Annotated in this window: 16 protein-coding genes and 1 pseudogene; 13 read left to right on the top strand and 4 right to left on the bottom strand. The window is 73.4% G+C overall.

Annotated features, from left to right (window positions below; all coding sequences use genetic code 11):
* Nucleotides 1–83 precede the first annotated feature (83 nt).
* Nucleotides 84–1,010, bottom strand: a complete 927-nt coding sequence (locus tag IE180_RS33240) for a helix-turn-helix domain-containing protein (protein WP_190160668.1) — start codon at nucleotides 1,008–1,010, stop codon at nucleotides 84–86.
* On the opposite strand from IE180_RS33240, the gene IE180_RS33245 reads away from it, so the two are divergent.
* From IE180_RS33245 to IE180_RS33290, 10 genes are all read left to right on the top strand, one after another.
* Nucleotides 987–1,619, top strand: a complete 633-nt coding sequence (locus tag IE180_RS33245; protein ID WP_190160669.1) for a hypothetical protein — start codon at nucleotides 987–989, stop codon at nucleotides 1,617–1,619. The genes IE180_RS33240 and IE180_RS33245 overlap by 24 nt on opposite strands.
* A 192-nt stretch (nucleotides 1,620–1,811) precedes the next feature.
* Entirely contained in the window at nucleotides 1,812–3,056 is a 1,245-nt protein-coding gene (locus IE180_RS33250) for a threonine synthase (RefSeq protein WP_190160670.1), read from the top strand.
* Between the two features lie 17 nt (nucleotides 3,057–3,073).
* Nucleotides 3,074–4,738, top strand: a complete 1,665-nt coding sequence (locus IE180_RS33255; RefSeq protein WP_190160671.1) for a thiamine pyrophosphate-binding protein — start codon at nucleotides 3,074–3,076, stop codon at nucleotides 4,736–4,738.
* Between the two features lie 6 nt (nucleotides 4,739–4,744).
* On the top strand, nucleotides 4,745–6,007 hold the full coding sequence (locus IE180_RS33260) for an ATP-grasp domain-containing protein (protein ID WP_190160672.1): 1,263 nt from the start codon (nucleotides 4,745–4,747) through the stop codon (nucleotides 6,005–6,007).
* Nucleotides 6,004–7,269: a DUF1015 family protein gene (locus tag IE180_RS33265; RefSeq protein ID WP_190160673.1), complete on the top strand. Its 1,266-nt coding sequence runs from the start codon at nucleotides 6,004–6,006 to the stop codon at nucleotides 7,267–7,269. Before IE180_RS33260 ends, IE180_RS33265 begins: the two co-directional genes overlap by 4 nt.
* A complete protein-coding gene (locus tag IE180_RS37285; RefSeq protein WP_190160674.1) occupies nucleotides 7,209–8,009 on the top strand; it encodes a fumarylacetoacetate hydrolase family protein in 801 nt (266 codons plus the stop codon). The genes IE180_RS33265 and IE180_RS37285 overlap by 61 nt, the downstream gene beginning before the upstream one ends.
* A gap of 50 nt (nucleotides 8,010–8,059) precedes the next feature.
* Nucleotides 8,060–8,494 (top strand): DUF6917 domain-containing protein, encoded by a 435-nt coding sequence (locus IE180_RS33275; RefSeq protein WP_190160675.1) that lies wholly within the window; start codon nucleotides 8,060–8,062, stop codon nucleotides 8,492–8,494.
* A complete protein-coding gene (locus IE180_RS33280) occupies nucleotides 8,491–9,702 on the top strand; it encodes an MFS transporter (RefSeq protein ID WP_190160676.1) in 1,212 nt (403 codons plus the stop codon). Before IE180_RS33275 ends, IE180_RS33280 begins: the two co-directional genes overlap by 4 nt.
* Nucleotides 9,689–10,372, top strand: coding sequence for an HAD family hydrolase (locus IE180_RS33285; protein WP_190160677.1), 684 nt, complete (start codon nucleotides 9,689–9,691; stop codon nucleotides 10,370–10,372). The genes IE180_RS33280 and IE180_RS33285 overlap by 14 nt, the downstream gene beginning before the upstream one ends.
* A 341-nt stretch (nucleotides 10,373–10,713) precedes the next feature.
* Nucleotides 10,714–11,898 (top strand): ATP-grasp domain-containing protein, encoded by a 1,185-nt coding sequence (locus IE180_RS33290; RefSeq protein WP_190160678.1) that lies wholly within the window; start codon nucleotides 10,714–10,716, stop codon nucleotides 11,896–11,898.
* An 87-nt stretch (nucleotides 11,899–11,985) separates the two neighbouring features.
* Here the strand turns inward: IE180_RS33290 and IE180_RS33295 are convergent, their stop codons facing one another.
* Both IE180_RS33295 and IE180_RS33300 read right to left on the bottom strand, forming a co-directional pair.
* Entirely contained in the window at nucleotides 11,986–12,744 is a 759-nt protein-coding gene (locus tag IE180_RS33295) for an MBL fold metallo-hydrolase (RefSeq protein ID WP_190160679.1), read from the bottom strand.
* A 73-nt stretch (nucleotides 12,745–12,817) separates the two neighbouring features.
* Nucleotides 12,818–13,795 carry a GlxA family transcriptional regulator gene (locus IE180_RS33300; protein ID WP_190160680.1) on the bottom strand — a complete coding sequence of 326 codons (978 nt, stop codon included), beginning with the start codon at nucleotides 13,793–13,795 and terminating at the stop codon, nucleotides 12,818–12,820.
* Nucleotides 13,796–14,157: 362 nt separating this feature from the next.
* On the opposite strand from IE180_RS33300, the gene cuyB reads away from it, so the two are divergent.
* Nucleotides 14,158–14,901 (top strand): cysteate racemase, encoded by a 744-nt coding sequence (gene cuyB / locus IE180_RS33305; protein WP_190160681.1) that lies wholly within the window; start codon nucleotides 14,158–14,160, stop codon nucleotides 14,899–14,901.
* A 516-nt stretch (nucleotides 14,902–15,417) separates the two neighbouring features.
* A pseudogene (locus tag IE180_RS33315) lies at nucleotides 15,418–15,819 on the top strand (enolase C-terminal domain-like protein); the annotation flags it as partial.
* Between the two features lie 20 nt (nucleotides 15,820–15,839).
* On the opposite strand, the gene IE180_RS33320 reads toward IE180_RS33315, so the two are convergent.
* Nucleotides 15,840–16,988 carry a magnesium and cobalt transport protein CorA gene (locus IE180_RS33320; protein WP_190160682.1) on the bottom strand — a complete coding sequence of 383 codons (1,149 nt, stop codon included), beginning with the start codon at nucleotides 16,986–16,988 and terminating at the stop codon, nucleotides 15,840–15,842.
* A gap of 169 nt (nucleotides 16,989–17,157) precedes the next feature.
* Between IE180_RS33320 and IE180_RS33325 the strand changes: the two genes are divergently transcribed.
* Nucleotides 17,158–18,270: a winged helix DNA-binding domain-containing protein gene (locus tag IE180_RS33325; RefSeq protein ID WP_190160683.1), complete on the top strand. Its 1,113-nt coding sequence runs from the start codon at nucleotides 17,158–17,160 to the stop codon at nucleotides 18,268–18,270.
* Nucleotides 18,271–18,344: the final 74 nt, after the last annotated feature.

Genomic DNA, 18,344 nt, shown 5'->3' on the forward strand with positions numbered 1-18,344 from the left:
TCCGTCGCCGCCGGGCCCGCCGCCGGGCCCCGCCCTTCGGAGGAGTCCGTCCGGCGTCCGGAGGCCGCGCCGGGTCCGCAGGATCAGCCGACGCCCGAAGGACCGGCCGCCGCCTCCTCCTGCGGACGCGTCCGGTCCGGTCCGGACGGGCCGAGCAGGCCCCGGACGGCCGCCAGGTAGCCGGCCTGGAAGCGGCTCTCGGCGCCGAGCGACTCCATGATCGCGGCGATGTGGCGGCGGCAGGCCCGTACGGACATGCTCAGGCGGCGGGCCACGCCCTCGTCCTTGTGGCCGAGCGCGAGGAGTTCGACGATGGCGCGGCGGAGGTCGCCGTTGGCCTGGCCGTAGCCGAAGCCGTTGGGGGCCGCGCAGAACGGGGTGGCGGTGCTCCACAGGCTGTCGAGCGAGCGGTACAGGTAGTCGACCACGGCGGGCTCGCGGACGACCACCGCGCCCACGTCCCCGGAGCTCCGGACGCGGTCCGGCAGGACGGCGACCTCGCGGTCGAAGACGATGATGCGCTCGGCGACCTGGTCGCTGGTGCGCAGTTGCGAGCCGTGGTCCGTCATCTTCGCGAAGTGCGCCTGGATGTAGGGGTGGGCGAGGACGGCGTGCGGATAGAGGGTGCGGATGCCCACGCCCCGCTCGATGGCGTCCAGGGTGCGCTGGAAGCCCTCGTCCAGCGCTTCGGGGGGCGGCAGCACCGGGTGGGCGGCGAACACCTCGGTGCGGCACCCGGAGGTGAGCCGGCCCAGCTCGGCCTGGACGGCGGGCAGTCCGGTGAGCACCTCGACCGAGGTGCCGCCCCGGTCGAGGTGCCGGGCCTCGATGTAGGTGGGGTTGAGGGTGAGCAGATGGGAGCGGATCTGCTCGATGGACCGCCGGTGGAGCTGCACCTGGGCCTCGATGGGGCCGGTCAGATGGGCGGCGGCCACCTCGGGGCTGCTGGGTATCAGCGCGCCGTCCTGCGGGGAGAGCCGGAGCAGGTGCATCCGGAGCAGGTCGTCCACCCCGGCGGCGACCTCGGTCCCGGCCAGCCCGGTCTCCGCCGCGAGTGCCTCGGCGTGTGCCCGGCCGTTGCGCAGAACCCGTTCGTAAAGGAGCTGGTGGATCTCGGTGAGCCGGGGAAGGGTATCGGGAGGGTGGCCTGTCCGGTGTATTTCAACAGGCTGTTGAGAAATCACTGGAACGAATCCCTCCGCTTTATTGGCAGGAATGCGCTCCGCTGCTTCGTGGTCAATGCATTCTGTCCGTTTCTTGCCCACTTGTGCGTTCCTGTCCGGGTGGGGGGTTCCTGCCTGCAACTTGATGACACCGGTGGTATCTGGTGCGCAGCCTACTCGCGGCCGCAGGATTACTTCCGCCGCACCCCGGCAGAACATCGAGCGCCTTGCCGTGACCTGGCAAGGGAAACTCAGGAGAATGACGTGCAGTTCGTGGATGCATTCACGCGATCCCTTGTTGTCCTTGGTTTTTCCGCAGCGGTTTCCTTGATGGTCACCCAAGCCGCCGAGGAAGTGTTCCCGACCTCTTCGACGGCCTCGGTGGGGTCGTCCGTGACGCTCGCGGGCACGACCCGGCCCGCGGTCTACCCGCAGCCCGACATCATCTGGCACTGAGTTCCGGCATCGCCCGAGCGGGCCTCCCGGACGGTATGCCGTAACCGTCCGGGGTCCGTGCGATCGCCCCATCGGCCTTCTGCAGCCCGCCACTTCTGCCGCCCGCCGCTTCTGCCGCCCGGCGCAGACGTCCGCCACCAGGCCGCAGGCCGGCCCGCCTCCAGTACTCCATCGACGCCCAAGGGGTCCGTCATGCCGTTCGTCAAGTACGCGGAACTTATAGACAGTTACGCGCGTGGATCGAGCGAGAAGGTCATCCACCACTGCTGCATTCGCTGCGGGAAGGAGAGCGACGACCCGACGCTCAACCGTTGCCCCGAGTGCTCCGGGGCCATGGACGCCATCTACGACCTCGATCACGCCGCGCAGACCGAGTGGGAGGATTCCCCCAATCCGCTCCTGCGCTATTTCCCGCTCATTCCGGTGCGGGACCCGAAGAATGTCGTGTGGCTGGGCGACGGAAACTCGCCCTGTATTCAGTCGCACAAGCTCGGTGCCGAGATAGGCCTTCCCGGCCTCTTCCTGAAGGACGAGTCCTTCAACCCGACCCGCTCCACCAAGGACCGTATCGCCTCCATGGGCATTTCCCGGTTCGGGGAGCTCGGAATCAGGAAGCTCGCACTCGCCTCGACGGGCAACAGCTCGACCTCCTACGGCCGCGCCGTCCAGGTCGTGCCCGGCTTCGAGGCCCACATCTTCGCCGGCCGGGCGTTCGTGCACCGCCTCAACTACGGCGACCACCCGCGGGTCAAGACGTACGCCATCGACGGCGAATTCGCCACCGCCGGCAACGCCGCCCAGCGCTACGCCGAGGAGAACGGCCTCTTCTCCGAGGGCGGCTTCTTCAGCCTCTCCCGGCGCGAGGGCCTCAAGCTGGCCTACCTGGAGGCCTTCGACGCCATGCCGGCCGCCCCGGACTACGTCTTCCAGGCGGTCAGCAGCGGCATGGGCCTGCTCGGCGCGTACAAGGGAGCCCTCGAGTACCTCAAGCTCGGCCGGCTCTCCGAGCTGCCGCGTTTCATGGCGATGCAGCAGGCCAGCTGCGCCCCCATGGCCCACGCGTACGCCGAGGACTCCGAGACCATCCAGGACCGGCACATCGTCAGGAACCCCAAGGGACCGGCGTACGCCATCCTGCGCGGCAACCCCACCCCCAGCTACCCCTACATCCGCGACGTGGCGAAGGAGTCGGGCGGCGACATCCGGGCCGTGACCACCGAGGAGATCGAGCACGCCAAGGACCTGCTCCGCACCGTCGAGGGCATCGAGGTCTGCCACGCCGCGGCCACCGCCTTCGCCGGAGTGATCGCGGCCGTCGCCGACGGCCGGGTGCCCTCCGACGCCAACGTCCTGGTCAACCTGACCGGCGGGGTGCGCCCGCACCGCCCGTCCCCCTCGCAGGTCATCGACTTCGAGATCGCCGAGGCCGACCTGTGAGCCTGCCCTCCACCCCCGTGACCGCGACCCCCGCCCCGACGGCGCCGACCGTCGCCGAAGCCACCGTCGACGAGCTCGCCCGCGCCGGCGTCCAGCACGTCTTCGGCTTCCCCGGCGAGACCTCGCTCCCGCTCTACGTCGCCCTCCAGCAGCGCCCCGAGGTCGACCACGTGCTGGCCCGCTGCCCGCGCTGCGCCGGCTACATGGCCGAGGCGTACGCCCGGATCTCGGGCCGGGTCGGCGTGTGCGACGCGCCCGGCGGCATCGGATCGCCCTGGACCACCCCCGCCCTCCTGGAGGCGCGCAACAGCTCCACCCCCCTGGTCTTCCTCGCCAGCGGCATGGCGCGGCGCAAGGAGGACCGCTGGGCCACCGGCGAGGTCGACCAGCAGGCGCTGTTCGGCCCCGTCACCAAGAAGACCGTCCGGCTCGCCGGCGCCGAGCGCACCCGCGAGGAGGTGGCCGGCGCCCTGTCCTCGGCCGCGACCCCCCGCACCGGACCCGTACTCCTGGAATTCCCCGCCGACAGCCTCGACCAGCCCGTCCACGGCGGTCCGAGCCCGGCGTCCGCGTCCTGGGGCTGCGCCTACCCGCAGGTGCGGGCCTACCCCGACCCCGCGCTCGTCACCGCCGCGGCCGACGCCGTGCGGAACGCCCGCCGGACCGTCGTGGTCGCCGGCGGCGGCGTCCACCTCTCCGGCGCCGTCGAGGAGCTGCGCGCCCTGTCCCGGGAGACCGGGCTGCCCGTGGCCACCACGCTCAACGGCAAGGGCGCGGTCGACGAGGACGACGTCCACTCGCTCGGCGTCACCGGCGCCAAGGGACTCGAAGTCGCCAACCGCTACGTGCACGAAGCCGATTGCGTGATCGTCCTCGGCAGCAAGCTCGGCGACAAGTCCTCCGACGGCTACAGCTGGCCCGAGCCCCACCAGACCCTGGTCAACGTCAGCGACGACGCGGCCGAACTGGTCCGCGGCGCCCGCGGCGGCATCGTCGTGCAGTCCGACGTCCGCGCCTTCTGCGAGGCGCTCCGGCGGGAACTCGACGGCTTCCGCTACGAGGGACCGGCCGTCCACCGCGCGGAGCCGCGCTGGGACACCGGCCTGACCGACACCCTGTGCCGGATGCTCACCGACGCGCTGCCCGAGGACGGCGTCCTCGTCGCCGACGCCAGCGTCTCCAGCGGCTGGGCCGGCGCCGCCGTCCGGCTGCGCGGCGGCACCCGCAGGCTCCTCACCCCGCGCGGCACCGGCAGCCTCGGCTACGCCCTGCCGGCCGCCATCGGCGCCTCCGTGGCCCGCCCCGGCGCCCGGGTCGTCGCCATCGGCGGCGACGGCGGACTGTCCATGGCCATGCACGAGATGGAGACCGCGGCCCGGCTCGGCCTGCCGCTCGTCTACTTCCTGCTGAACAACGAGCGCCTCGGCCTCATCGACCGGCACGCCACCGACCTGCTCGGCGGCGACCCGGTGAGCTCCTCGTTCACCTCCGTCGACTGGCAGTCGGTCGCCGCCTCCTTCGGGTGGCGCTCGCACCGCGTCACCGACACCGACGCGCTCAAGAGCGCCTGGGACGAGATCCTCGCCCCGGCCGACGGCCGGGCCCGGCCCACGCTCGTCGAGTGCGTCGTCCCCGCCACCGAGATGGCACCCGACTTCCTGCTCACCCTGAAGAGGAACTGAACCCACATGAGCGTCCTGATCCTGCACACCAGCAACGCCAGCCGCAAGCGGCACTTCGCCCGCGCCCGCCTGCACGGGGAGCGCCTGCTCCTCATCGTCAAGAACCCCACCTGGGAGACCGAGTTCGTCGACCGGGTCGTCGCCGCCGACACCAGCAGCATCGAGGACACCGTCGCCGCCGCCCTCGAACTCGCCGCCTCCGAGACCGAGAAGATCGACGCGGTCGTCGCCTTCGTCGAGCACAGCGTGCCCGCCGCGGCCGCGGTCGCCGCCGCCCTCGGCGTCCCGTTCGTCTCCGAGAAGACCGCGCACATCGCCCGCAACAAGTTCGAGATGCGCACCGAGTTCGCCCGCCACGGCGACGTCCCCGGCCCCGGCTTCGGCCTCGCCCACACCCTCGACGAGGCCCGCAAGCTGGCCACCGACATCGGCTACCCGCTGGTCATGAAGCCGCTCATCGGCGGCGGCAGCATGTACGTCCGCCGGGTCGACGACGAGACCGAGCTCGACGAGCACTTCGAGCTGATCCGCTCCGGCTCCTGGGACGGCTTCGACTACGACCCGCTGTACCGCGCCGACCGCGAGAAGTACGGCGCCGCGCTGCTCCTGGAGGGCTACATCCAGGGCGACGAGATCAGCGTCGAGTCCATCGTCCGGGACGGCGTCACCCACGTCGTCGCGATCCACGACAAGCCGCTGCCGATGGAGGGCCCCTTCTTCGAGGAGGTCTTCTACTGCACCCCCACCCGGCTCGCCCCCGAACTCCAGGCCCGCATCAAGGAACTGACGGCCAACGCGCACGACGCCCTGAACATCCACACCGGCGCCACGCACACCGAGTTCCGCATCACCGCCGACGGCGAGCCGGTCATCCTGGAGACCGCCGCCCGGCTCGGCGGCGGCCCCATCTACCGCTCGGTGCTCACCAGCACCGGAGTGGACATGGTCGACGCGGTGCTCGACGTGTCGCTCGGCCGCACCCCGGACCTGGACCCCCCGGCCCCGGTCCGCCCCACCGGCTTCTTCATGTTCTTCGCCGAGAAGGCCGGCGTGATCACCTCGATCAGCGGAGTCGAGGAGGTCCGCGCCTCCGAGGGCGTGGTCGAGGTCGAGCTCTACAAGAACATCGGCGACGCCGTCCAGGTGCCCCCGCACATCTGGCAGGCGCACGGCCACGTCGTCTTCACCGTGGACGACGCGGCCGACCTCGACGCCCGCTTCGCCGAGCTGCGCGACATGCTGCGGATCGACGTGGCGCCCCAGCAGTGAGGACGGGCATCCGGTCCACCGCCGCGCCGCTGCGACCGTTCCGCGCCCTGCGGTACGGTCCGGCGGCCGGCGGCCCCCCGCACGGACTCCTCAGCCCGCCCGGCGACGGCGTCACCGCCGACCGCGCCGCCGCCCTCGCCGCCCACCCCCACGCCTTCCTGCGGCTGGTCCGGCCCGACCTCCTCGAAGGACGGGACACCGGCGAACACCCCGACGGCACCGCGCGGCTGCTGCGGGAATGGACCGCCCGCGAGGTGCTCCGCCAGGACGCGGACCCGAGCCTGTACGTCGTCGAACAGCGCACCGGCGACGCGCGCGTGCAGCGGGGCCTGATCGGCGTGCTCGACCTGGCGCACCCCGGCTCCGCCGAGGTCCGCCCGCACGAAGGGGTCGACCCCCACCGGGTGCGGGCCCAGGCCCGCCGCCGCAAGGCCGCGGGCGCGGACCTCGAACCGGTGCTGCTCTGCTTCGACGGCTCCGAGGCGGGCCCCGCCGCCGCCCCCTCCGTCGAGGCCGGCGCGGCCTGCCTGGACCGGGTGACGGCCGGCCGGCCGCTGGTCGAGACCCGGGCCGACGGGTGCCGCATCCGGCTGTGGCGGGTCGACGACCCCGTACGACTGGGCGCGCTGGACGCCTACCTGGCGGGCCGGCCGCTCTGCATCGCCGACGGCCACCACCGCTGGGCCGCCGCCGAGGAGCAGTACCGGACCGACCCCACGGGCCCCGGCCGGACCCTGCTCGCCATGGTCGTCGACGTCGGCCGCCACCCCCTCACCTCGTCGGCCATCCACCGGGTGCTGACCGGCGTACCGGCGGCCGAACTGCTGGCGGCCGCCGGGGAACCGTCCCCGCTCCCCTCCCGGCCCGGGCACGCCCTCGACGTGCGCGGCCTGCTGCCGGACCACGTCCGCGACCCGCTGGCGGCCTACCGGCTCGCCGAGCAGCTGATCGCGCGGGTACGGCCGGACGGCCGGGGAGTGGAGTTCGAGACCCGCCGGGACCGGGCCGTCGCACGGGCCGCGGCCACGTCCGGCACCGCCCTGATCCTGCCGCCGGTCGCCTTCTCGGCGGTACGCGAACGGGCCGCCCGGGGCCTGCTCATGCCCCGCAAGACCACCTCGCTCACCCCCAAGCCGTGGAGCGGCCTGGTGGTCCACCGGCACCACCCCGAATCCACCTCCCACCATCCCGAGGAACAGGTATGCGACTGGCGCGAGTCCGAGTCCATCACGACGGCACCGAGCACTACGCGGCCGTCGTAGCCGCACCGACGGGCCCCGGTGGCCCGGACGGCATCGAGTACGTACTCCTGGAGCAGAACCCGTTCGACGGATCGGCGACACCGCTCCGGCAGCCGGACGGCCCCCGGATCCCCGCCCGGTCCGCGACCCTGCTCTCGCCCGTCCCCGCCTCCGCCAAGGCCGTGGGCATCGGCCGCAACTACGCGGGCACCGTCGACGGCCCCGGGGACTCCCCGCTCTTCCTCAAGCCCAGCACCTCGCTGCTCGCCCACGGCGAGCCGATCGTGCAGCCCGCCTTCTCCGACGAGATCGGCTTCGAGGCCGAGCTCGCCGTGGTCATCGGCCGCACCTGCAGCCGCGTGCCGCACGCGCGTGCGCAGGAGTACGTCCTCGGATACACCTGCGCCAACGACGTGACGGCCCGCGACGCCCAGCGCAGCGACGGCCAGTGGACCCGGGCCAAGGGCTTCGACACCTCCTGCCCGATCGGCCCCTGGATCGTGACCGGCATCGACGTCGCCGACCTGGGCATCACCGCCCGGCGCAACGGCGTGGTCGTCCAGCACGGCCGCACCTCCCAGATGCTCCTGGAGATCGCCGGACTGATCGAGCGGGTCTCCGCCGCCATGACGCTCAACCCCGGCGACGTGCTCCTGACGGGAACCCCGGTCGGAGCCGGCGGCCTGAGCGTCGGCGACGAGATCGAGGTGGAGATCGAATCCGTCGGCAAGCTGGCCAACCGCGTGGTCGCGATCCGCTGACCGGCCGGCCGACCCCCACCAACGGACAAGGCAAGGAACGGAACCAGACAGTGCCCTCCACGACTTCGACCCTCTTCTCCGCCCGCAGCGACGTGACCGCCCACTGGGTGGCCGTCATGCAGCACCGCAGGAACGACCGGGCACTGGTGCCCGCCCCCCTGCGCACCCGCTGCCTGCGGGCCGGGGAGATCCACGAGTTCATCCTGTGCCGCCCCGGCACCGACCCCGCCGAGCCGATGAACGAGGTCTCGTACCTCGGATTCGCCGAGATCTCCCGGGGCGGCGTCCTGGAGGTCGGCGACGAGCTGTACGCGGGCAACCGTCTCGTCGGAACCGTCCACGGCTTCGACGAGATCCACCTGCCCAACCACTACAACATCCTCGTCGCCGTGCCCGAGCTGATCACCGGCGCCGACGCGGGACTGCGCCCCGGCGAACCGCTCACCATGACGGCGGGGGCGGCCAAGAAGGAACCCTCCCTGTGACCGCCACCGTCACCGCCCCCGCCGTGCCGATGCGGCGGGCCGTCCTCACGATCTCGGCGACCCGGGTGGTCACCAGCCTCGGCTTCTACCTCAGCATCCCGATGCTCGGCGTGATCGCGCTGCGCAGCGGCACGATGAGCGCCGCCGACGTGGGACTGCTCGTCGCCACGCACGCCCTGTTCCGGCGCGCCTTCAGCATCCCCCTCGGCATCGCCTGCGACCGGTGGGGCGCCCGGCCGATGCTGGTCGGCGGCCTGTGCGCCGAGACCATCGCGTACGGGCTCCTCGCGAGCGGCACCAGCTTCCCGCTGTGGCTCGGCGCCCTCGTCCTCGACGGCCTCGGCGGGGCCGCGTACAACGCCGGCGCCCGACTGCTGCTCGCCCGGGTCGCCCAGGGCAACGCGGCCTCGTCCTTCGCGGGCTTCTACATCGCGACCAACCTGGGCGCGCTGTTCGGCCCGCTCGCCGCCGCCGCCCTGTCGGGCGCCGGTCACCCGGCACTGCCGCTCGCCCTGTCGGCCGGCGCGTACGGGATCAGCACGGTGGCCGGACTCCTGGTCACCCGCCGGATCGCCGACGAGACCAACCCGGGCGCGCGCTTCGGCAGGGCCGTGCTCGCACCGCTGCGCCACCGGTCCTTCATGGGCTACTGCGCCAGCACCGTCCCCCTCTGGTTCGGCATCTCCCTGCTGGTCTCGGCCCTGCCCCTGGAAGCCGAGCTGCGGGGCCTGAGCGCCTACGACGTGGCCGTGGTCAACGCCCTGAACGCCCTGGTCGTGGTCGCCTTCGGCGGCGTCGTCGGCCGCCGCGCCGACGCCTGGTCACTGGCGACCCGGCTGAAGGTGCTGGCGATCGGGTCGCTGACGATGGCCGCCGGAAGCCTGGTGTGCCTGGCCCCCGGGCGCCCCGGCCTGTACGGGGGGCTGCTCCTGGTCACCGTGGGCGAACTGGCCCTCATCACCGCGGCGGACGTCGTCGCCGTACAGCTGGCGCCGTCCGGCGAGACCGGCGCCTACCTCGGTTACGTCACCTTCGCCTGGGCGGTCGGCGGCGTCGCCGCCGGCATGCTCGCGGGCCGGCTGCTCGACGTCCCCGGCTCGGGCACTACCCTGTTCTGGCTGATCAGCGCGGCCCTCGGCCTGGCGGGCGCGGCCGCGCTGCTGCGTCGGTCGGTGCGCGTCGGGGGAGCTGCCCATGGAACTGCCTGAGGACTGTGCGGGCGTCCTCCTGGACATCGACGACACGCTGATCGACTTCAGCGAGGCGAGTCCGACCGCGCTCGCCCACGTCCTGGGCCCCGACGCGGACTTCGCGGAGTGGAGGGAACTCACCGAGCGCCTCTACCCGCAGTTCACCTCGGGCGCCCTCGACTACCAGGAGCTGGAACGGCGACGGCTGGCCGCCCTCCTCACCCGGATGGGGCGGCCCGTGCCCGACCCGCAGGAACTCGACGCCGTCGAAGCGCACCGCAGACGCGAGGTCGAGTCCCGGCTCCGGCTCTACCCCGACGTGCTCCCCTTCCTCACCCGGGTCCGCGCGTCGGGGCGCCGCATCGGCGTGCTGTCCAACTCGGACGGCCCGCAACAACGGCGCAGGATCGACCGGTTGGGACTGACCCCGTGGCTCGACGCGGTGACGGTCTCCGGCGAGACGGGCATCGCCAAGCCGCGCCGCGAGGCCTTCGCCGTGGCCTGTCACCGACTGGGCGTCCCGGCCGCGAGGACCGTGCACATCGGCGACAGCCTGGAAGCCGACGCACTCGGCGCCCACGCCGCCGGCCTCGGCGCGGTCTGGCTCCACCGCCCCCACCGGGGCCCGGCGCCGGCACCGCCGGCCCGGGGCATCGCGGTGGTCGGCACGCTCGACGCGCTCGCGTGAGGCGGCCGTCCCGCTCTCCCGTGCGACGGGGGCGCGGCGACCTTCCGCCCCTCCGCGGGACCGCCGCGATCCCCCCCCGTACGACGCGCCCGCCACCGCCCGACCTCCACGTGCGACATGCCCGCGACCGCCAGCCCCCCACGTGACGTGCGACGCGGCTGCCACCCCTTCCCCCCCACGTACGACGCAGCCCCACCGCCCCTTCCCCCCCACGTACGACGCAGCCCCACCGCCCCCTTCCCCCCCACGTACGACGCAGCCCCGCCGTCTCCCGACCCCACGTGCGAGACGGCCTCCCCACCCCCTCACCCTTCTTCCTTCCCTTCCTCCAGGAGCACACCATGCACCTCCTCCTCGTCGGCGCCTGGCCCGAGCTGGCCAACTGCCTGATGGGGCTGCCGGCCCGAGTGACCCTGATGCAGACACCGGGGACACCCCACAGCCCCTGGCCGGAGCGGCAGACGACCGTCGACTACACCGACACGGCCGAGGCCCTGCGCCGGGCGGCGGAGCTGCACGCGGTCGACCCCTTCGACGCCGTGGCCGGCTTCCGCGAGCTGTCGCTGCCCGCCGTCGCCGCGATCGCCGAGGGCCTCGGCATCCGCTGCGTCCCGGGCCCGACCGCGAGCCTCGGCCACGACAAGGCAGCCGTACGCGACCTGCTGGCGGCGGGCGGCTGCCGCACCGTCCGGCACAGGGTCTGCGCCGACCCCGAGGAACTCGCGGAGTTCGTCGGGGAGGTGGGCCTCCCGGTGGTGGTGAAGCCCGCGTCCGGCGCGGGCAGCGCCGGCGTCCACGCCCTGAAGGAGCCGGGCGACCTGGCGGCGGCCTGGGCCCACACGGCGGCCGCGGACCAAGGGGCCCTCCTGGCGGAGGAGATGCTCTCGGGCCGGGAGTTCAGCGTGGAGGTCCGCTCCGTGGCGGGCGCCCACGAGGTCGTGGCCGTGACCGAGAAGCACACCACCGGGGCCCCGCACTTCGTGGAGACGGGCCACGTGGTCCCGGCCCGGCTCACCGCCGCCGAGCGGGCGACCGTGGCGGAGGAGGCCGTCCTCGCCCTCAAGTCCGTCGGGCATCTGGACGGCCCCTCCCACGTGGAGATCATGCTCACCGCGGACGGCCCGGCGGTCATCGAGATCAACCGGCGACTCGGCGGTGACCGCATCTGGGAACTGGTCCAGCTCGCCACCGGCCGCGACATGATGCGCGAGTCCCTCCTCGACGCGGCCGGCGCGGCGTCCGTGCCCGCCCCGCACGCCGCTCGCGCCGCCGCGATCCGCTTCGTCCAGGCGCCGCGCGAGACGACCGCCCCGGAGGTGCCGACGGACCTCGACCCGGGTGCGGAGACACCGGAGCTGGTGCGGCTGCGCCTGTCCCTTCCCGACCCCGGGACGCCCGTCCGCCCGATGCGGTCCTCGCACGACCGCCTCGGCTATCTGATCTGCGTCGCCGACACGTCCGACGAGGCCGACGCGGCCGCCGACCGGGCGCTCGCCCGGACCCTGGAAAGGCTGTTCCCGGAGTAGGCCCCCGGCCGGATCGGCCGCGTGCCGTGCGAACCCGCCGACGACGTGCCCCCCCGCGGGAGGGGGCACCGGCCCCTGTGCCTGCCGTCAGACCGTCTCGTCCTCCGCGCGGGCGGGGATCCGTCCGGCTCCCGCGAGCCGGGACAGCCGCCGGTGCTCCCGGTCGGCCCAGCGCCGGACCCGGTCGGGTTCCAGCGGGGTGCCGTGGCCGACGTGGAGGCTGGTGGGATTCAGGGCGAGCATCTTCCGCAGGCTGGCGAGGTTGCGCAGCGGGTCGTCGTGGAAGGGAGGGTTGGCGGGACGGCCCCGCACGAGGCCGAAGAAGGAGTTGGCGATCAGGTCGCCGGCGACGAGGTCCCCCCGGTCGGTGAGGACGGAGACCGATCCGGCGGTGTGTCCGGGGGTGGGCACGATGCGCCCGGTGATCCCGAAGTCCTCCAGATCGGTCTCGCCGGTCACCAGGACGTCGGGTTCGAGCGGTTCCACCCGGAGGTGCAGGTTCTTGTTCCTGGCCATGAGGCGGCCCATCGGTCCGGTGGGCAGATAGGGCTCGCGGGCCCGGCCGGTGCGGTAGGCGCCGAGGTCGGCGACGTGCCCCGCCACGGGAGCCCCGGTCAGACGGTGGAGTTCGGCGGCGGAGCCGAAGTGGTCGATGTGGCCGTGGGTGAGGACGATCAGCGACACGTCGGCGGGGTCCACCCCGTGGGCGGCGATCTGTTCGTGGATCCTTCGGCCGCTGCCGGGCGTTCCCGCGTCGACGACGACGGGGCGGCGGCCGAGCAGCAGGTACGCGTTGATGTGGTGCCGGCCCATGACCGGCAGGGGGACGACCTCGGTTCGGGACACGGTTCTCTCCTCGGGCACGGCTGTCTTCCGCCGCGCGGTGGTCCGCGGGCGGTGGGGTGGGTACGGGCGGTGTTCAGCGGAAGCGGCGTCGGTACTGGGCGGGTGTGGTGCCGAGCCGGCGCCGGAAGGAACGGTGCAGGCTCTCCACGGAACCGAGGCCGCTGAGGGCGGCGACCTCGGGCAGGCCGTGGGTGGTGTCCTGGAGCAGCCGCCGGGCGGCCTCCAGCCGGACCGACTCGACGTACGCGGCCGGCGTGGTGCCGGTGCGCTCGCGGAACAGTCGCGAGAAGTGGCGCACGCTCAGATGCGTCCGTGCGGCGAGGACTTCGGCGGACAGGTCCTCGGTGAGGTGCTCGCCGATCCACATGCGCAGGTCGTCCAGCCGGTCGCCGGGCGCCGCGGGCGGCGCGAGCGGGGCGCTGAACTGGCTCTGGCCGCCCGCACGTTTGACGTACATGACCATGGTCCGGGCGGTGGCCAGGGCGCGTTCGGGGCCGTGGTCCTCGGTGACCATGGCCAGTGCCATGTCCATCCCCGAGGCGATGCCGGCGCAGGTCCACAGCCGGCCTTCCCGGATGAAGATCGGGTCCGGATCGACGGTGACGAGCGGGTGGTCGGCGGCCAGCCGGGCGGCCGTCCACCAGTGGGTCGTGGCGGTGCGCCCGTCGAGCAGGCCCGCCGCGGCCAGCAGGTGCGCGCCCGAGCAGACGGATCCCAACCGGTGGACATCGGGGGCCGTTCCGCGCAGCCAGTCGATGATCCCGTGGTCGAGCACCGGCTCCACCTCGTGGCCGCGGGTACGGACGGCGCCCGATACGAGCAGGGTGTCCACGTCGCCGTTCACCTCGTCCAGGGTCAGGTCGGCCATCAGCCGGATCCCGCTGGAGGTGGTCACCGGCTCTCCCCGGGCCGTCGCGACGCGAACGGTGTAGCCGGGTCGGCCGGTGCCGGCGACCCGCGTGGCGACGGAGAACACCTCGGCCGGACCGGTGACGTTGAGCAGTTCGACGCCGGGGAAGGCCGCGATGACGACTCGGTGCGGTGGAAGCATGCACTGATCATTTCGTCCCGCCCCGAGGGCCGCAATGACCATGTTCTGTCGGATCCGGACATGGTGAGGCGAGCCGTGCGGGCGGTACGGGCGGGAGGGTCCCGGCGGTCCGGTGCCGGGGCCCTCGTGTCGCACGTCGTGACGGTCCGGCTCACGGCCGGATCGTTGCCCTCCGGCCCGGTCAGCCCTGCCGGAAGCCTGTCGAGCTTGTCCCCGGCCGTCCGCGGGCGAGGGACGTTCTGGTTTCCCGTACGAAGCCGGGCGCCCGCTTTCGGAATCCGCGACGACGCCCCGCGCCCCCGGGCGGTCCACGATCGCCTGAGGTCCCGCGGACGACGGCGGGGAGAACGGAAAGGCCCCGCATGCGGCACATCGCCCGCCCCACCCTCGGCATCCTCGGCGGGATGGGTCCCCTCGCCACGGCCGACTTCTACCGCCGGCTCGTCCAGCGGACCCCGGCCGGTTCCGACCAGGCGCATCTGCCCGTCCTCATGTGGGCCGACCCCGCCGTCCCCGACCGGACCGCGGCGCTGCTCGGCGAGGGGCCGTCGCCCGTGCCCGCCCTGGTCGAGGGCGCCCGCCGGCTCCGGCGCGCCGGAGCCGGCTGCATCGCCGTCCCCTGCAACGCCGCGCACGCCTACGTCGAGCAGCTGTCCAAGGCCACCGGCGTCGAGGTCCTCGACATGATCGGGGCCGCCCTCGAGGCGGCGGCGCGCCGCACGCCCGGCCTCGAGCGGGTGGGGGTCCTGGCGACCCGGGGAACGCGGCTGGCCGGGCTGTACGAGCGGGCCGGCGCCCGGCTCGGGCTCGACGTGGTCCAGGTGCCCGTCCCCGTTCAGGAGGAGTACGTGGACCCCGCCATCCTCGCGGTCAAGGGCGGGGGGGACCTCGCCGGGCCCGAGCGGTGGATCGCCACGGCGGCCGAGAGCCCCAAGGGGCGGGGGGCCCAGGCGGTCGTCGCGGCCTGTACGGAGATTCCCCTGATCAGCAGGGCGGCCTCCCGCGTGCTGCCGCTGATCGACTCGACCGACGCCCTCGCCGAAGCCGCCGTCTCGCGACTGTGGAACCCCGCCGTGGCCGTTCGTACCGGGGGACGAACCGGCTGACGCACCCTCGTCCGTACGCACCACATCGCAGGGACGCGCACGTCCTGACCTGCGGAGATGATCAGGCACATGTCGACGCACCCCGCACGGAGCCTCAGCCGGGTGCTCGAGGACTTCGGCCACACCCTTCTGGATCTGCTGTGCGGCGACCCCGACGCGGCCGGGGAGATCGGCGGCGTCGGCATCCACGATCCGTACGACGAGCAGCACCACCCGGAGCACGCCATCGTGCTCGGCGTCGGCGTCCACGGCGCGGAGGAGACCGCCCGGCTGCTGCGGTACCTCGCCGCTCTCGGCGCCACCGTCCTCGTCGTCCGCGGCCCCGTCGACGACGCCGACGAGCTGGAGCCGGTCGTGAACGAGACCGGTGTCGCGCTGCTCGCCCTGACCCGCGGCGCCTCCTGGGCCCAGCTGGCCGCGATGCTGCGCACCCAGCTCGCCGAGGGCGACGTGGGCGAGGGCGAGGAGCAGACCCTGGGCGGGGTGCCGTCCGGGGACCTCTTCGCGCTGGCCAATGCCATCGCCACGCTGCTCGACGCGCCCGTCACCATCGAGGACCGCCGTTCCCGCGTCCTCGCCTGCTCCGTCATCAACATCAAGCCGGCCCGCGTCGGCGGCTACCTCGAAGCCCGCCGCATCCACGACGTCGCCCGCGCCCACGGCGTCCCGGTCTGGTGCGGCGGCATGCTGGAGACCGGCATCGGCCGCGCCGCCAACGTCGCCCTCGCCGCCCTTCCCGGCTTCACCCTCCCCGGCGACACCTCGGGCTCCCACCGCTACTTCGCCACGGACGTCACGGATCCGTTCGTCCTGTCCGACGGCCACCTCGACGTCCCGACGGGCCCGGGACTCGGCACCGAGCCGCTTCCCGACGTCCTGAAGGAGGTCACCACGTCCACGGAACGGATCGCGCTCTAGGGAGCGATCCCGGGGCTCCGCTACAGCCAGTCCTTCCGCTTGAACACCACGTACAGGCTCGTGCACACCACCGCCATCAGCACCACCGCGAACGGATACCCTCCCGCCCAGTGCAGTTCCGGCATGTGGTCGAAGTTCATGCCGTAGATCGTTCCCACCAACGTGGGTGCGAAGAGGATGGCGGCCCACGAGGAGATCTTCTTGATCTCCTCGTTCTGCTCGAAGCCCGCTTCCGTCAAGGCGCGCATCTCGGCGTTCTGTTGTTGGGTGACCAGGGTCGCGTTGACCGTGAGGATGTCCGTCAGGGCCTGGCGGAAGCCGTCGACGCGTTCGCTGGTGTGGGTGACGTGGTCGGCGACGTCGCGGAGGTAGCGCTGGAGTTCCTCGTCCGTGCCGTACTTGGCGAAGCCGGCCATCAGGGCGTGGAGCATGCCCACCAGGGGGCGGGTGGCGCGCTGGAACTCGACCATCTCGCGGGAGAGTTCGTAGATGCGGCGGGAGACCGCCGGGTCGCCGCCGAAGACCTCCGTCTCGATCTCGTCGATGTCGTTCTGGACGCCCGCGACCACCGGCGCGTAGCCGTCGACCACCGCGTCGAGGATCGCGTACAGGACGGCTTCGGGGCCCAGGGCCAGCAGGTCCGGGTCCTCCTCCATGCGGCGGCGGACGGCCGAGAGGTCCGGGGCGGCGCCGTGCCGGACCGTGATGAGGAAGTCCGGGCCCACGAAGACGTGGAGCTCGCCGAACTCGACCTCCTCCGGGGCGTCGAGGTAGCGGGCGGCCCGCAGGACGACGAAGAGGGTGTCGCCGTACCGCTCCAGTTTGGGGCGCTGGTGGGCCTCCCTCGCGTCCTCGACGGCCAGCTCGTGCAGGTCGAACTCGGCTGCCAGGGAGTGGAGTTCCTCGTCGGTCGGGTGCTGGAGGCCGATCCAGGCCATGCCGTCGGGGTGCTCGCGCAGCTGGTGGAAGGTGTCCGCGAGGGTGGCGGGGGAGGAGACCCGGCGGCCGTCGCGGTAGAGCGTCGACTGCACCACGCTCGACCGCGCCCCGTCCGGCCGCGCCACGCTCGACCGCGTCGCGCCCGCCGCCGGGGGCGGCTGCGCGGGCGGGGCCTCGGGCGGCGCTTCGGCGCGGCGGCGCCAGACCGCGCGGGGGCGGCGGTCGGGCATCGTCGCTCACCTCCTCCTCGGTCGGTGGCCCCGGCGCGGCTGCGGGCCGAGAGCGGGAGACGGATCGAGAGCAGGATATATGGGGTGAATCCTTCCCGTCCGGATCTCGCCGGCCCGCATTCCGCATGGAGGACAGGGGCTGTCCGCAACGGTCGATAGCGTGCCGGACATGGCCCTCAAGTCGACCCACCCCGTGCTCGGCCCGCGCGCCCTGAACCGCGCCACCCTCGACCGGCAGCTGCTCCTGCGCCCCGCCCCGCTCGGCGCCGAGGAGGCCGTCGCCCACCTCGTGGGCCTCCAGGCCCAGAACACCAAGCCCCCGTACTACGCGCTCGCCGCCCGTCTCGACGGCTTCCGGCCCGAGGACCTGTCCGCCCTGATGGAGTCCCGGAAGGTCGCCCGGATCGTCTCGCTGCGGTCCACCGTCCACACCCACACCGCCCGCGACGCCGTCGGCCTGCGCCGGCTCGTCCAGGCCGGGGCCATCGACCGCGAGCTGAAGGCGTTCCGCAAGGGGCTCGACGGCGTCGACCTCGACCGGCTCGCCGCCCTGGCCGCCGAGTGCGTGGAGGAGCGGCCCCGCACCCCCAAGGAGCTGCGGGAACGGCTGCTCCGGGAGTGGCCGGAGGCCGATCCGCAGGCACTCACCATCGCCGCCCGTTGTCTGCTCCTCATGGTGCAGGTCACCCCGCGCGGCCTGTGGGGGCGCAGCGGGCAGGTCGCGCTCACCACCGCCCGTACGTGGTTCGACGGGCCCGAGGACGGAGCCGCCGACCTCGACGGGACCGTACGGCGCTATCTCGGCGCCTTCGGCCCCGCCTCCGTCAAGGACATGCAGACCTGGTGCGGCCTCACCCGTCTCCGCCCGGCCTTCGAGCGGCTGCGGCCCGAGCTGCTCGTCCTCCGGGACGAGCGGGGCACCGAGCTCTTCGACCTCCCCGACGCGCCCCGCCCCGACGAGGACGCCCCGGCGCCGCCCCGCTTCCTGCCCGAGTTCGACAACCTGCTCCTCTCGCACGCCGACCGCGGCCGGGTCGTTCCCGCCGAACACCACGGCCGCACCTGGACCGGCAACCAGGCGCACCGCACGTTCCTCGTCGACGGGTTCGTCGCCGGGATCTGGCACCTCGACGAGGCGAAGGGCCGCACGACGCTCACCGTGGAGCCCTTCGCGCCCCTGCCGCGCGCCACGCGGGCCGCGCTCGACGCCGAGGCCGAGCGGACCCTCCGGCTGATGACGCCCCCCGGCACCCCGTACGACCTCGTGCACGCGGAGGGATGACGTGCCGCGCGTACGAGGGCGGAGGCCGAGGCCGTCAGCCGTCCGCCGCGTGGCCCCCGGCAGGACGCGCGGGA

Source organism: Streptomyces litmocidini (assembly GCF_014649755.1).
Classification (GTDB): Bacteria; Actinomycetota; Actinomycetes; order Streptomycetales; family Streptomycetaceae; genus Streptomyces; species Streptomyces litmocidini.

Excerpts from the sequence above, each read along its gene's own strand:
- IE180_RS33290 (WP_190160678.1), top strand. The coding sequence starts at position 10,714 with ATGCACCTCCTCCTCGTCGGCGCCTGGCCCGAGCTGGCCAACTGCCTG.
- IE180_RS33300 (WP_190160680.1), bottom strand. The coding sequence starts at position 13,795 with ATGCTTCCACCGCACCGAGTCGTCATCGCGGCCTTCCCCGGCGTCGAA.
- IE180_RS33285 (WP_190160677.1), top strand. The coding sequence starts at position 9,689 with ATGGAACTGCCTGAGGACTGTGCGGGCGTCCTCCTGGACATCGACGAC.
- IE180_RS33320 (WP_190160682.1), bottom strand. The coding sequence starts at position 16,988 with ATGCCCGACCGCCGCCCCCGCGCGGTCTGGCGCCGCCGCGCCGAAGCG.
- cuyB (WP_190160681.1), top strand. The coding sequence starts at position 14,158 with ATGCGGCACATCGCCCGCCCCACCCTCGGCATCCTCGGCGGGATGGGT.
- IE180_RS33325 (WP_190160683.1), top strand. The coding sequence starts at position 17,158 with ATGGCCCTCAAGTCGACCCACCCCGTGCTCGGCCCGCGCGCCCTGAAC.
- IE180_RS37285 (WP_190160674.1), top strand. The coding sequence starts at position 7,209 with ATGCGACTGGCGCGAGTCCGAGTCCATCACGACGGCACCGAGCACTAC.
- IE180_RS33250 (WP_190160670.1), top strand. The coding sequence starts at position 1,812 with ATGCCGTTCGTCAAGTACGCGGAACTTATAGACAGTTACGCGCGTGGA.
- IE180_RS33260 (WP_190160672.1), top strand. The coding sequence starts at position 4,745 with ATGAGCGTCCTGATCCTGCACACCAGCAACGCCAGCCGCAAGCGGCAC.